The sequence below is a fragment of the Bradyrhizobium sp. SK17 genome (genome assembly GCF_002831585.1).
In the GTDB taxonomy this organism is placed as follows: Bacteria; Pseudomonadota; Alphaproteobacteria; order Rhizobiales; family Xanthobacteraceae; genus Bradyrhizobium.
In genome coordinates, this window is record NZ_CP025113.1 from 2,136,890 (window position 1) to 2,150,708 (window position 13,819).

The window sequence follows — 13,819 nt, forward strand, 5'->3', positions numbered from 1 at the left end:
TGAGCAGTTAGCTTCCCTTTGTATGCAATGGCGAGCGCGTCATGAACCGCCAGATCAATATACCTTCTGCGATTCTCTTCGTATTTCCATCATGTTAGTACCTCATAAGCATTCGTTAAGGGTTGGCACAATCCTTGCGATCTGAGTTCCAAGGCCGTTCTCAAGGGCGTTGGAGCAACAGATGAAGCGTCGTGATTTCCTCAAATCGGTATCCGGACTGGCAGCGGGGGCGCTGGCGCCGACCGCGCCAGCGATCTGGTCGCCGGCCAACGCCGACGCGCGCTCCGAGACGCTGCTGATCGTCTCGGAAGGCGGTCCCAACAATCTCGATATCCACGGCATCGGCACCAACGTGCCCGGCTACGAGGTGTCGTGGAATTGCTACGACCGGCTGATCAGCCACGAGATGAAGAGCGGCCCGGGCGGCGTGCCCTATTACGACCGCGACAAGTTCAAGCCCGAGCTCGCCGAGGACTTCAACGTCGGCGACATGTCGGCGACCTTCAAGCTGCGCAAGAACGCCAAATTCCACGACGGCACGCCGGTCACGGCGAAGGACGTCAAATGGTCGCTCGACCGCGCGGTCAGCGTCGGCGGCTTCCCGACCTTCCAGATGAGCGCGGGCTCGCTGACCAAGCCCGAGCAGTTCGTGGTCGTCGACGATCATACGGTGCGGGTCGACTTCCTGACCAAGGACAGGCTGACGATGCCCGATCTCGCCGTGATCGTGCCTTGCGTCGTCAACTCCGAGCTGGTCAAGAAGAACGCCAGCGAGAAGGACCCCTGGGGTCTCGAATTCACCAAGCAGCAGACCGCGGGCTCCGGCGCCTACAGGGTGACCAAATGGACCGCCGGCACCGAAGTCGTCATGGAGCGCAACGACGACTGGGTCTCGGGCCCGATGCCGAAGATCAAGCGCGTGATCTGGCGCATGGTGCCGCAGGCCGGCAACCGCCGTGCGCTGCTCGAGCGCGGCGATGCCGACATCTCCTACGAACTGCCGTTCAAGGATTTTCAGGAGATGAAGGCGAACGGCAAGCTCAACGTGGTCTCGCTGCCGTTCTCCAACGGCATCCAGTATATCGGCATGAACGTCACCAAGCCGCCGTTCGACAATCCGAAGGTGCGGCAGGCGATGGCCTATGCGATGCCGTACCAGAAGATCATGGATGCGGTGCTGTTCGGCCTCGCCAACCCGATGTTCGGCGCGGCCAAGGACAAGCCGACCGAGGTCGCCTGGCCGCAGCCGACCAAATACAACACCGACATGGAGAAGGCGAAAGCGCTGCTCGCCGAGGCCGGCTACGCCAACGGCTTCGAGACCACGATCTCGTTCGACCTGAATTTCGCAGGGGTCAACGAGCCACTCTGCGTGCTGGTGCAGGAGAGCCTCGCGCAGCTCGGCATCAAGACCACGATCAACAAGGTGCCCGGCGCCAACTGGCGCACCGAGCTGACCAAGAAGGAGATGCCGCTGTTCACCAACGTGTTCTCGGGCTGGCTCGATTACCCCGAGTACTTCTTCTACTGGTGCTATCACGGCAACAATTCGATCTTCAACACCATGAGCTACAAGTCGCCCGCGATGGACAAGCTCATCGACGGCGCGCGTATCGCCGCCGCCAATGGCGACACCGCGGCCTACGACGCCGACGTCAAGGGCTTCGTCGATCTCGCCTTCGCCGACATCCCGCGCATCCCGCTCTACCAGCCCTTCGTCAACGTCGCGATGCAGAAGAACATCTCCGGCTACGAATACTGGTTCCACCGCCGCCTGGATTATCGCGCGATGGCGAAGGGGTGAGGGTGATGCGGGCTCGCGATGCATGCGCGTGTGCAAGTGAGGTGAGCACACCCCTCAGGCTCCCTCCCCCCTTGCGGGGGAGGGTGGGGAGAGGGGTGCGCCGCATATTCCCAGGAACGACATCACGCGAGATCGTGCCAAATCATTCGCGGCATCACGCGCGCATTGTCGGTGCGCTGCATCTGGCCTCTGAGCAAGCGGCACCCCTCTCCCCAACCCTCCCCGCAAGGGGGGAGGGAGCCCTGCCAGTCCCGTTGTGGCTTTGCATGATGCCGTGTCGGCTCTTCACCCAAGTGAGGTGAGCACACCTCTCAGGCTCCCTCCCCCCTTGCGGGGGAGGGTGGGGAGAGGGGTAAGCCGCGAACTCGGTAGGGCGACGTCGGGTGAGATCGCGCTGAATCATTCGCGGCATCACGCGCGCATTGTCGGTGCGCTGCATCTGGCCTCTGAGCAAGCGGCACCCCTCTCCCCAACCCTCCCCCGCAAGGGGGGAGGGAGCCCTGCTGGTCCCGTTGTGGCTTTGCATGGTGCCGTTGGGAGCACACCATGCTGACCCTGATCGGCAAGCGGCTCTTGTTCGCGATCCCATCGCTGATCGGCGTGGTGATCGTGACGTTCCTGCTGACACGCGCGCTGCCGGGCGATCCGGCGGCTTACTTCGCCGGCCCGGCGGCGACCAAGGAGGCGGTCGACCAGATCAGGAAGAAGCTCGGCTTCGACAAGCCGCTGATCGAGCAATTCGTCCGCTACACCGGCGATCTCGCGCATGGCGATCTCGGCACGTCGCTGACCACGGGCCAGCCGGTGGCCGCCGAATTGCGCAACCGCCTGCCGGCCTCGGCCGAGCTGACCTTGCTCGGCCTCGTCGTCGCGATCGTGATCGCGATCCCGCTTGGCGTGCTGGCGGCGACGCGGCCGGGGTCGTGGATCGATCATCTCTGCCGCGTCACCACCACCGCGGGCGTGTCGCTGCCGGTGTTCTTCACCGGGCTGGTGCTGGTCTATGTGTTCTACTTCCGGCTCGGCTGGTCGCCGGCGCCGCTCGGCCGGCTCGACGTGTTCTATAGCGCGCCGCCGACCGTGACCGGCTTCTATCTGATCGACACGCTGATCGCGCGCGACGTCGAGGCGTTTCGTTCGGCGCTCAGCCAATTGATCCTGCCGGCGGTGACGCTCGCGATCTTCTCGCTGGCGCCGATCGCGCGGATGACGCGCGCCTCGATGCTGGCGGTGCTGGCGTCGGATTTCGTCCGCACCGCACGGGCCAGCGGCCTGTCGCCCGGCAAGGTGACCATCACCTACGCGTTCCGCAATGCGATGCTGCCGGTCATCACCACGCTCAGCATGGTGTTCTCGTTCCTGCTCGGAGCCAATGTGCTGGTCGAGAAGGTGTTCGCCTGGCCCGGCATCGGCTCCTACGCGGTGGAGGCGCTGATCGCGTCCGACTTCGCGCCGGTGCAGGGTTTCGTGCTGACCATGGCGGTCATGTACGTGCTGCTCAACTTGGTGATCGACATCCTCTACGGCGTGATCGATCCGCGCGTCAGGCTGGAGGGCTAGAGCATGAGCAGCGTTGCGCCGACCGTCGAACCCGCAGGACCCGCCCGCACCTCAGGACTGGCCGCGGTCATCGAGCAGACCCGCTACGTGCTGAGCGAGAACAAGGTCACTGGCTTTGCCTTCGCGCTGCTGATCCTGATCCTGTTCGCCGCATTGTTCGGGCCCTATGTGGTGCCGTATGACCCGCTCGCCTCGAACACATCAGTGGCATTGAAGCCACCGTCTGCCGCGCACTGGTTCGGCACCGACCAGCTCGGCCGCGATATCTTCAGCCGCGTCATCGTCGCCACAAGGCTCGACACCTTCATCGCGGTCGCTTCCGTCGTGCTGGTGTTCCTGATGGGTGGGCTCGCCGGCATCGCCGCCGGCTATTTCGGCGGCTGGACCGACCGCATCGTCGGCCGCATCGCCGACACCATCATGGCGTTTCCGCTGTTCGTGCTGGCGATGGGCATCGTCGCGGCGCTCGGCAACACCGTGCAGAACATCATCATCGCCACCGCGATCGTGAACTTCCCGCTGTATGCCCGCGTCGCGCGCGCCGAGGCCAACGTCCGTCGCAATGCCGGCTTCGTGCAGGCGGCGCGGCTGTCCGGCAATGGCGAATACCGCATCCTGCTCGGGCACATCCTGCCCAACATCATGCCGATCATGATCGTGCAGATGTCGCTGACCATGGGCTACGCGATCCTCAACGCCGCCGGCCTGTCCTTCATCGGCCTCGGCGTCCGGCCGCCGACCGCCGAGTGGGGCATCATGGTCGCCGAGGGCGCCGGCTTCATGGTCTCGGGCGAATGGTGGATCGCGCTGTTCCCGGGTCTGGCGCTGATGATCGCCGTGTTCTGCTTCAACCTGCTCGGCGACGGCCTGCGCGACATCGTCGACCCGCAGCGGAGGACGTGATGACGGTCTCCACACGGTGCCATATTACCGCTACGCTACTTTGCATGGGGTTGTTTTCGATATTTTGTGGGAAGCGGGCATGACCGCCCAGCCATTGCTCGACGTCCAGGACCTCACGGTCGAGTTCAGCACCCGCCGCGGCATCGTCAAGGCGGTGCAGCATGTCGACATTTCGGTGGCCAAGGGCGAGACCGTCGGCATCGTCGGCGAGTCCGGCTCCGGCAAGTCGGTGACGTCATACGCTGTGATGCGCATCCTCGACCGCGCCGGCCGCATCGCCGACGGTTCGGTGATGTTCTCCGGCATCGACGTCAAGTCGGCGACCGAAAGCCAGATGCGCGACCTGCGCGGCCGCGAGGTCTCGATGATCTTCCAGAACCCGCGCGCCGCGCTCAATCCGATCCGCAAGGTCGGGCACCAGATCGAGGACGTGCTGCGCCAGCACGTCCAGCAGGCCCAGGTCACCGACCGCGGCGAGACCGCGATCGCGGCGCTGGAGCAGGTCAAGATCGCGCGGCCGCGCGAGCGCTATCACGCCTATCCGTTCGAACTGTCCGGCGGCATGTGCCAGCGCGTCGTCATCGCGCTGGCACTGGCCTGCAACCCGCAGCTCTTGATTGCCGACGAGCCCACCACCGGGCTCGACGTCACCACCCAGAAGGCGGTGATGGATCTGATCGTCGAGCTGACGAAGCGCCGGTCGATGTCGACGATCCTCATCACGCACGATCTCGGCCTCGCCGCCGCCTATTGCGACCGCGTCGTGGTGATGGAGAAGGGCCGCGTGGTCGAGACGGCGAAGTCCGCCGACATCTTCGCCGCGCCCCAGCACGCCTACACGAAGAAGCTGATGCGCGCGACGCCGCGGCTCGGCGTGTCGCTGCGGGACCTGCTGCCGGAGGAGGACCTTCTTGCCTCTCCCCGCTCGCGGGGAGAGGCCGACCCGCGCAGCGGGGCGGGTGAGGGGGACTCTCCACGAGCCGTGTTCGCGGATGCAGCCCCTCACCCAACCCTCTCCCCGTGAAGAACGGGGAGAGGGGGCCAATAGAGTCTCTCCTGTCGGTCGAAAAGCTCGTCAAGGAATATCCCCGCCAGGGCGCGGGCTCGGTGCTGACAAAGCTGTTCGGCCGCAAGCCGCCGGTCGAGGAAGACGTCTTCCGCGCCGTCGACGGCATCAGCTTCGAGGTCGGCCATGGCGAGAGCGTCGGGCTGGTCGGCGAATCCGGCTGCGGCAAGTCGACGACGTCGATGATGGTGATGCGGTTGCTGGACCAGACCTCCGGGCGCATCATGTTCGACGGCGAGGACATCGGCGGCATTGTGCCGCAAGCCTTCGCGCGGCTGCCGCGGCGCAGCCAGATCCAGATGGTGTTCCAGGATCCGACCGACAGCCTCAACCCGCGCTTCACCGCGGCGCGCGCCATCGTGGACCCGATCATGCAGCTCGGCGACATCAGGGGACGCGACGCGCTGCGCGCCCGCTGCGAGGAGCTGGCGCGGCTGGTCGGCCTGCCGGTCAATCTGCTGGATCGCTTTCCGCACCAGCTCTCCGGCGGCCAGAAGGCCCGCGTCGGCATCGCGCGCGCGATCGCGCTGCAACCGAAGCTCGTCATCCTCGACGAGCCGACCGCGGCGCTCGACGTCTCGGTGCAGGCGGTGGTGCTCAATCTGCTACAGGACCTCAAGCAGTCGATGGGCATGAGCTATCTGTTCGTGTCGCACGATCTCAACGTGGTGCGCCTGCTGTGCGATCGCGTCATCGTGATGCGTGCCGGCCGCATCGTCGAGCAGGGCACGGCCGAACACGTCTTGGGCAATCCGCAGGATGCCTATACAAGGGAACTGCTGACGGCGATCCCGCATCCGCCGTTGCCGGTGTCGTGAGAAACTCATTGGGAGCGAAATGGCCGATCATCTCGACGACTACATGAACGCCGTCGCGCGCGCGATGGGGTTGCCGCTGGAGGACGCCTGGCGTCCCGCGGTGCGCGCCAATCTCGAGGTCTCGCTGCGGCTGGCAAGGCTGGTCGACGACTTCCCGCTGCCGGACGACGTCGTCTCGGCCGCGGTCTATTCGACCTGAGATCGCGATGTCCGAAACTCCCGCTTTCATGTCGGCCGCCGACATCGCGCAGGCGGTCTCGCACCGCAAGCTCACCGCCCTTGCCGCGACCGAGGCTGCGCTCGCGCGCATCGCCGCGCACGACAAGGTGCTCAATTCCTTCACGGACGTCACCGCCGATCGCGCCCGCACCAAGGCGCGCGCGATCGACGCGGCCATCGCGGCGGGGCAACCGGTCGGCCCGCTCGCCGGCGTGCCGTTCGCGGTCAAGAACCTGTTCGACGTGCAGGGGCTCTCGACCCGCGCTGGCTCGAAGATCAACCGCGACCTGCCGCCGTCGCCGCGCGACGCCGTGCTGATCGAGCGGCTGGAGGCGGCCGGCGCCGTGCTGGTCGGCGCGCTCAACATGGGCGAATACGCCTACGACTTCACCGGCGAGAACGTCCATGACGGCCCGTCGCGCAACCCGCACGATCCGACGCGGATGACCGGGGGCTCCTCCGGCGGCTCGGGCAGCGCCGTCGGCGGCGCGCTGGTGCCGATCGCGCTCGGCTCCGACACCAACGGCTCGATCCGGGTGCCGTCGTCGTTCTGCGGCACGTTCGGCCTGAAGCCGACCTATGGAAGGCTGTCGCGCGCGCGGTCCTATCCGTTCGTCGCGAGCCTCGATCATCTCGGCCCGCTGGCGCGCAGCGTCAAGGATCTCGCGCTGGCCTATGACGCCATGCAGGGACCTGATGGAGATGATCCGGCGTGCATCGTGCAGTCGGTCGAGCCGACCGTGCCGTTGCTCGCCCATGATGTCCGCGGGCTGCGGGTTGCGATCGCCGGCGGCTATTTCCAGCAGAACGTGTTCCCGGAGGCCGTCGAAGCGGTCGCGCGCGTCGCGAAGGCGCTCGGCGCCACGCGGACCGTGGAGCTGCCGGAAGCCGCGCGCGCCCGCGCCGCTGCCTACATCATCACCACCACCGAGGGCGCCGCGCTGCATCTCGACCGGCTGCGCAAGCGTCCCGACGATTTCGATCCGGCGGTGCGCGACCGTTTCATCGCCGGCGCGATGGTGCCGGCGGTCTATGTCGACAAGGCGCAGAAATTCCGCCGCTGGTACCGCGCCAGGGTGCTGGAGCTGTTCCAGTCGGTCGACGTGATCCTGGCGCCGGCGACACCGTGCACAGCGCCGAAGCTCGGTCAGGTCAATTTCACGCTCGATGGCGTCGAGCTTCCGGTCCGCGCCAATATCGGCATCCATACCCAGCCGATCTCGTTCATCGGCCTGCCGGTCGTGGCGGTGCCGGTGCCGCTCGAGCCGTTGCCGATCGGCGTGCAGATCATCACCGCACCCTGGCGCGAGGACATCGCGCTACGGGTCGCCTATGCATTGGAACAGATGGGCGTCGCGGTCGCGCCGGCGCCGAGAGGATTTTAGCTATGGACATCGATCTTCCCGACGTGGTCGCCGAAGTGACCGCGCAGTTCCAGCGCTACGAGAAAGCGCTGGTGTCGAACGACGTCGCGGTGCTCGACGAGCTGTTTCGCGACGACAGCCGCACGCTGCGCTACGGCATCGGCGAGAACCTCTATGGCTACGCCGAGATCATGGCGTTTCGCGCCGGGCGCTCGCCGGTCGGCCTGATGCGCAGGATCGACCGCACCGTGATCACGAGCTATGGCCGCGACACCGCGATCGCCTCGACGCTGTTCTACCGGGACAACGCGCCGGGCAGGGTGGGCCGGCAGATGCAGACGTGGATTCGCTTCCCCGAGGGCTGGAGAATCGTCGCGGCCCATGTCAGCGTCATCGACGAGCCAAAGGGCGTTTGAACACGAGCGCTTGAACCATGAGCCTGGACGATCTTCCGACCCGCGCGCCGCAGCCGACCGAGTCCGAGCCGGCGGTGCCGCGCGTCGATCGCCCGTCGTCGCTGGTCGACAAGATCACCCGCGCCGAGGAGCTGCGGCTGCAACTCGCCGACGAGATCGTGCGTGGCACGCTGCCGCCGGGTGCCGGGCTCGACGAGACCGACCTCGCGCGCCGCTTCAACGTTTCGCGCACCCCGGTGCGCGAGGCGCTGCGGCAGCTTGCGGCCAGCGGCCTGATCGATGCCCGCGCGCATCGCGGCGCGGTGGTGGCGCGGCCCTCGCTCGAAAGATTGACCGGCATGTTCGAGGCGATGGCGGAGCTGGAAGCGATGTGCGCCGGCCTTGCCGCCGAACGGATGACACCGGCGGAGCGTCACGCGCTGGAGGCGGTCCATGAGGAGCTGCGGGTGCTGAGCTACACCGGCAATCCCGAGCGTTTCCACGAGGTCAATGAGCGCTTCCACAACGCGATCTATGCCGGCTCGCAGAACGCCTATATCGCCGAGATCACCCTGGCGACGCGGGTGCGCGTGCAGCCGTTCCGTCGCGCCCAGTTCCGCAACCTCGGGCGGCTTGCAAAATCCCACGCCGAGCACGACCGCGTTGTGGTCGCCATCATGCGCGGCGACAAGCCCGGCGCGGCGGCCGCGATGCGCGACCATATCGAGCACGTCCGCGGGGAATACGAGACCTACGCGGTGTCGGTGTAGCGTTCGCGGAAACCCATCAGCATCTTCATTCCGGGCTCGCGCCAGGAGGCGCGCCCCGGAATGACGGTGGGGGCGGCTATGCCTTCACCTTCTCCGCCATGAACGCCCGCCAGCCGCCATAGGCCGAGATATCCTTTGCGCCGGCGATCGCAGCCGGTTCGACGATGAAACCCTTGGCCTGCCGCCCATCGGCGAGCCTGATCGTGCCGATCGCCATCGGCGGCGGGATCGCGGCGACGAATATTCCAAATGCTGAAGGCGACATCGCCCAGAGCTCCAGCTTGATCGCATGGCCCGCGCCCGCCTCGATGCGCAGCATGCCGGGCTTCGGCGGTGTGGTGTCGAGTGCGTAGAGCCTGTAGTCCGGCGCGGTGAGCGTCTCTTCCAGTAGGCGTGCATCGAGTGTCGTCAATTCGTGGTTCAGCACCATGCCCGAGAGATGCGCGCCGACCACCGCGATGGTGATCTCGTCCTGTGCCGGAGCCGGCGTTGCGGCAAGCGGCGGCTGGGGCAGTGCGTTGGCTCCGATCGGCAATCCGGTATCGGCATGGAATACGCGGCCGATGCTGGCGAGTTCGGCGTCGCGGCCGGCCGGCGCCAGCAACGTGATGCCGAACGGCGCGCCGTCGGGCCGCATCGCCGATGGCAGCGCCAGGCCGCAGAGATCGAGCAGGTTGACGAAATTGGTATAGGTGCCGAGCCGCGAGTTGAGCTCGATCGGTTTGGCGAGCACGTCCGCTGTCGAATAGACGGTCGGCGCCGTCGGCAGCACGATCGCATCGAGGCTTGCGAAGGTGCGCGCAGCAACCCGGCGCAGTGCCTGCAAGCGATACAGCGCCGAGAAGGTGTCGGCGGCGGAGGGGCGCGCACCGCCGATGGTGATCTCGCGCGTCACCGGATGGATCGCTTCGGGTGACGAAGCCAGGAGGTCGCGGATCACCAGATAGCGTTCAGCGACCCACGGGCCCTCATAGAGCAGCTGCGCGGTCTCGTAGAACGGCTCGAGGTCGAATTCGACGAGATCGGCGCCGAGCGCCCGCCAGCGATTCACTGCCTCGCCATAGGCCTTCTCGGCCGCGCGATCGCCGAAGAAGATCAGCTGACCGGACTTGGGAATACCGAGCTTCAGCTTCGCCGGAAACGCCGCGAGGGCGGCCAGCGGCCGGTCGCGCGAGAACGGGTCGGCGTCGTCGGGACCCGCCATGACGGCGAGCGCGGCCAGCGCATCGTCGACGGTCAGCGAGAACACCGAGATGCAGTCGAGCGTGCGGCAGGCCGGCACCAGCCCGGTATTCGGGATCAGCCCGAGGCTCGGCTTGAGCCCGACGATGTTGTTGAGCATCGCCGGCACGCGGCCGCTGCCCGCGGTGTCGGTGCCGAGCGCAAGCGGCACCAGGCCGGCGGAGACCGCCACCGCCGAGCCCGAGCTCGATCCGCCCGGCACGAGATCGTCGCGGACTGCATTCTTCGGAATGCCATAGGGCGAGCGCACGCCGACCAGGCCGGTGGCGAACTGGTCGAGATTGGTCTTGCCGATGATGATGGCGCCGGCCGCGCGCAGTCTGGCGACCGCAGTCGAGTCGTGGGCTGGCGTGTATGCGAAGGCCGGGCAAGCGGCGGTGGTCGGCAAGCCCGCGACGTCGATATTGTCCTTCACGGCGACCGGCACGCCATAGAGCGGCAGCGTCGGATCTGCGAGCCGCGCGGCCTCGGCAAGCGCCTCTTTCTCATCGCGCAGGCTGATGAAGATGGCGGGATCGTTGTGCTCGCGGATGCGCTGGTAGCTGCGGGCCACGGTTTGCGCCGGCGTCATGGTCTTGATGCGGTGTGCGGCAACGATCGCGGCGACAGTTTCAGTCACGTGGTTGGCCTCGTCTCTGGCGCGGTGAGGCATTGGATGCCGCCCGCGAGGGAATTGCAGCCTGATCGAAGCAAGCAATGTGCCATTGTGTACAATTCGCCTGCGCCGACAGTACGCCAGATTATCACACAATATCAGTTGCTTGAAACGGTCGCCAGGCGTTGGTGCGGGTTGGCCTGCGAGCGCATTTGCCTATTTTACAGGCAGGTTTGACCGAGTCGGGATCCGATCGTTGGATCAGGTGAAGCAGGCGAGGATCCGCAACAATTGCTCGCGGTTGTCCTTGCCGATCTTCTCGGCGACATGCCGCTCGTGTTCGGCGGCGAGCCGCTTGAACTGCGCCAGCGCGGTCTTGCCGCGTGCGGTCAGATGCAGCGCGTGGGAGCGGCGGTCGGTGACGGAGGGGATGCGGCTGACGAAGTCGCGCTCCTCCAGGCTGTCGAGCAGATGCACCAGCCGCGCGCGTTCGATCCCGAGCCGCTTGGCGACCGCCATCTGGCTCAGGCCCGGATTGGCCCCGATCACGGTCATCACAGAATACTGCGTCGGGCGGATATCGACCGTCGCCAGTGTCTTGATGAAGTCCTGAAAGATCCAGAGCTGGAAGCGCCGCACCGCGTAGCCGGCGTGGCCGACCAGCGCGTCGAGGCCGATCTCCTCCCCGGCGTCGCCATCGCACGTCCGGCCATTTGCCGCGCGCGTTCGGGGGCGGCGGATTGCCGCCGCTGTTCCTGCTGCCTTGCGCGACGTCTTTTGCGGGCCTGCCATGGCCGCAAGGCTAGCGCGCCCGCGGCGGGAAGGAAAGATTGTTGTTGACGACAACAATTGGTGTCCGCAACATTATGGCCAATAGCCCGGCCGGGACCGCGGTCCCGAACAGACATGGGCGTGGAGGAAACCATGACGATGGCCGCCGCCAGCGGAGACAATCCGAGCAAGCTGTTCGCGATGCCGGCGATCGTCGCCGACCGCCGCGACGACGGCAGCATCCTGATCCGCTCCACGACGCCCTTGAAAGCGAGTGCCCGCTGCATCGGCGACTGGCTGGAGCACTGGGCGCGGCAGGCGCCGGATCGCATCTTCCTCGGCGAACGCGCCAGCATCGAAACGCCATGGAGCACCGTCAGCTATCGCGACGCGCGCGGCATCGTGCGGCGGGCCGCATCATGGATCCTGGCGAAGGGCCTGAGCACGGAACGGCCGCTGGTCATCCTCTCGGACAACGGCATCGACCACGCATTGCTTGCGCTCGCCGCCCAGCATGTCGGCGTGCCGTCGGCCGCGATCTCGCCGGCCTACTCGCTGATGTCGAAAGACTTCGACAAGCTGAAGAGCATGATCGCGCTGCTCGATCCCGGCGCAATCTACGTTGCGAGCACCAAGCCGTTCGCGGCCGCGCTTGCCGCGATCGCGCCGCTGCATCGGGCGACCATCGTCAGCGGCAATCCCGATGACGCGGACGCGCTGTCGTTCCGCACCATTGCAGCGACACCGGAATCATCAGAGGTCGCCACGGCCTTCGCCGCGGTGACGCCGGAGACGATCGCAAAATTCCTGTTCACCTCGGGCTCGACCGGCACGCCGAAGGCCGTGATCAACACCCAGCTCATGCTGACCTCGAGCCAGCAGGCCAAGGCGCAGACCTGGACGTTCCTGGAGCAGGCTGGCGAAGAACTGATCATCCTGGACTGGCTGCCCTGGAGCCACACCTTTGGTGCCAACCACAATTTCAACCTGGTGCTGCGCAATGGCGGCACGCTTTACGTCGACGGCGGCAAGCCGGCGCCCGGCCTGTTTGCGACCTCGCTCGCCAATCTGCGCAGCGTGGTGCCGACGGTCTATTTCAACGTGCCGCGTGGCTTCGACATGCTGATCGCGGCGCTGCGCACCGACGACGAGCTGCGCCGGAAATTCTTCGAGGGGACCAAATTCGCCTTCTATGCCGGCGCGGCGCTGCCGCAGAATCTGTGGGATGCGCTGGAAGAATTGTCGCTGCAAACGGTTCGCCGCAGGCTGCCGATGGTATCGGCCTGGGGCTCGACCGAGACCTCGCCGCTGGCGACCGATTGTCATTTCCTGGCCAAGCGCTCCGGCAATATCGGGGTGCCGATTCCTGGTACCGAGCTGAAGCTGGTGCCCTCGGGCGACAAGCTCGAGGTCCGGGTGCGCGGACCCAATGTCACGCCGGGCTACTGGAAGGCGCCCGACCTGACCGCGGCGGCCTTCGATGACGAGGGCTTCTACAAGATCGGCGACGCCGTCACCTTCGCCGATCCTGACCGGCCGGAGCTTGGCCTGTTCTTCGACGGCCGTGTCGCGGAGGATTTCAAGCTCAACTCCGGCACCTGGGTCAGCGTCGGCACTTTGAGGGTTGCCGGCATCGCGGCGCTGGCGCCGCTCGCGCAGGACATCGTCATCACCGGTCATGGCCGCGACGAGGTGCGCTTCCTGGTGTTCCCGAACCTTGCCGCCTGCCGCGCGCTCGCGGGACTGGCAGACAACGCCGACGCGCGCGAGGCGATCGGCCATGCGGCGGTCCGTTCCGCGATCGGGCAGGGGCTGGCGCGGCTGAAGGCGCAAGGCGACCATTCCTCCGGCCATGCCACCCGTGCGCTGTTGCTGGCCGAGCCCGCCTCGGTCGACGGCGGCGAGATCACCGACAAGGGCTACATCAACCAGCGCGCCGTGCTGACACGCCGCGCTGCGGCAGTGGCGGTACTGGAGGACGACGGGGCGTCCGAGCCGATCGGCTGCGCGGGCTGAAGCGCAATAGAGCAGGCTTCAGTGAGGAAGGCGCAGATGGAAGGGTTCCCTCCCCCTTGCGGGGGAGGGTTAGGGAGAGGGGTACCGCACGACGTGCGCTATCCGAATTCGTGTCACTCCGACGCGCTTTGCGAAGGCGATGTACGCTTCGGTCATCCCGCCCGGGACTTACCCCTCTCCCCAACCCTCCCCCGCAAGGGGGGAGGGAGCCCGAGCGGCGTGCTCACCTGACCTGAGGGCGACGTCGCTAGTCCCGGCATGGGGCCTGACGCCGCACGTGCTCGCGTTTTTAGTTG

The 13,819-nt window shown here is 66.5% G+C and carries 10 protein-coding genes and 1 pseudogene; 9 read left to right on the forward strand and 2 right to left on the reverse strand.

What is annotated here, in order from left to right; translation table 11 throughout:
• Positions 1–181: 181 nt before the first annotated feature.
• The 8 genes and pseudogenes from CWS35_RS10005 (at position 182) to CWS35_RS10040 (ending at position 8,899) form a co-directional block, all read left to right on the forward strand.
• Positions 182–1,804 carry an ABC transporter substrate-binding protein gene (locus CWS35_RS10005; protein WP_100956200.1) on the forward strand — a complete coding sequence of 541 codons (1,623 nt, stop codon included), beginning with the start codon at positions 182–184 and terminating at the stop codon, positions 1,802–1,804.
• 546 nt (positions 1,805–2,350) lie between these two features.
• Positions 2,351–3,364 carry an ABC transporter permease gene (locus tag CWS35_RS10010; protein ID WP_100951799.1) on the forward strand — a complete coding sequence of 338 codons (1,014 nt, stop codon included), beginning with the start codon at positions 2,351–2,353 and terminating at the stop codon, positions 3,362–3,364.
• A 3-nt stretch (positions 3,365–3,367) separates the two neighbouring features.
• Complete coding sequence (locus CWS35_RS10015) at positions 3,368–4,267, forward strand: ABC transporter permease (RefSeq protein ID WP_024578943.1); 900 nt, start codon at positions 3,368–3,370, stop codon at positions 4,265–4,267.
• A 79-nt stretch (positions 4,268–4,346) separates the two neighbouring features.
• Positions 4,347–6,151: pseudogene (locus tag CWS35_RS10020) on the forward strand (dipeptide ABC transporter ATP-binding protein).
• A gap of 19 nt (positions 6,152–6,170) precedes the next feature.
• Positions 6,171–6,350: a DUF4089 domain-containing protein gene (locus CWS35_RS10025; protein WP_100951800.1), complete on the forward strand. Its 180-nt coding sequence runs from the start codon at positions 6,171–6,173 to the stop codon at positions 6,348–6,350.
• Between the two features lie 7 nt (positions 6,351–6,357).
• On the forward strand, positions 6,358–7,755 hold the full coding sequence (locus CWS35_RS10030) for an AtzE family amidohydrolase (RefSeq protein WP_245438933.1): 1,398 nt from the start codon (positions 6,358–6,360) through the stop codon (positions 7,753–7,755).
• A 2-nt stretch (positions 7,756–7,757) separates the two neighbouring features.
• Positions 7,758–8,150 (forward strand): oxalurate catabolism protein HpxZ, encoded by a 393-nt coding sequence (gene hpxZ, locus CWS35_RS10035; RefSeq protein WP_100951802.1) that lies wholly within the window; start codon positions 7,758–7,760, stop codon positions 8,148–8,150.
• A gap of 17 nt (positions 8,151–8,167) precedes the next feature.
• Positions 8,168–8,899, forward strand: a complete 732-nt coding sequence (locus CWS35_RS10040; protein ID WP_024578948.1) for a GntR family transcriptional regulator — start codon at positions 8,168–8,170, stop codon at positions 8,897–8,899.
• 76 nt (positions 8,900–8,975) lie between these two features.
• On the opposite strand, the gene atzF is transcribed toward CWS35_RS10040, so the two are convergent.
• Both atzF and CWS35_RS10050 read right to left on the reverse strand, forming a co-directional pair.
• Entirely contained in the window at positions 8,976–10,793 is a 1,818-nt protein-coding gene (atzF, locus tag CWS35_RS10045) for an allophanate hydrolase (RefSeq protein WP_100951803.1), read from the reverse strand.
• Positions 10,794–10,997: 204 nt separating this feature from the next.
• Positions 10,998–11,528: a MarR family winged helix-turn-helix transcriptional regulator gene (locus CWS35_RS10050; protein WP_100951804.1), complete on the reverse strand. Its 531-nt coding sequence runs from the start codon at positions 11,526–11,528 to the stop codon at positions 10,998–11,000.
• A 132-nt stretch (positions 11,529–11,660) separates the two neighbouring features.
• On the opposite strand from CWS35_RS10050, the gene CWS35_RS10055 reads away from it, so the two are divergent.
• A complete protein-coding gene (locus CWS35_RS10055; RefSeq protein ID WP_371682842.1) occupies positions 11,661–13,523 on the forward strand; it encodes a feruloyl-CoA synthase in 1,863 nt (620 codons plus the stop codon).
• Positions 13,524–13,819 lie beyond the last annotated feature (296 nt).

Coding starts and splice junctions, on each gene's coding strand:
- CWS35_RS10005 (WP_100956200.1), top strand. CDS start 182: ATGAAGCGTCGTGATTTCCTCAAATCGGTATCCGGACTGGCAGCGGGG.
- CWS35_RS10010 (WP_100951799.1), top strand. CDS start 2,351: ATGCTGACCCTGATCGGCAAGCGGCTCTTGTTCGCGATCCCATCGCTG.
- CWS35_RS10015 (WP_024578943.1), top strand. CDS start 3,368: ATGAGCAGCGTTGCGCCGACCGTCGAACCCGCAGGACCCGCCCGCACC.
- CWS35_RS10025 (WP_100951800.1), top strand. CDS start 6,171: ATGGCCGATCATCTCGACGACTACATGAACGCCGTCGCGCGCGCGATG.
- CWS35_RS10030 (WP_245438933.1), top strand. CDS start 6,358: ATGTCCGAAACTCCCGCTTTCATGTCGGCCGCCGACATCGCGCAGGCG.
- hpxZ (WP_100951802.1), top strand. CDS start 7,758: ATGGACATCGATCTTCCCGACGTGGTCGCCGAAGTGACCGCGCAGTTC.
- CWS35_RS10040 (WP_024578948.1), top strand. CDS start 8,168: ATGAGCCTGGACGATCTTCCGACCCGCGCGCCGCAGCCGACCGAGTCC.
- atzF (WP_100951803.1), bottom strand. CDS start 10,793: ATGCCTCACCGCGCCAGAGACGAGGCCAACCACGTGACTGAAACTGTC.
- CWS35_RS10050 (WP_100951804.1), bottom strand. CDS start 11,528: ATGGCAGGCCCGCAAAAGACGTCGCGCAAGGCAGCAGGAACAGCGGCG.
- CWS35_RS10055 (WP_371682842.1), top strand. CDS start 11,661: ATGACGATGGCCGCCGCCAGCGGAGACAATCCGAGCAAGCTGTTCGCG.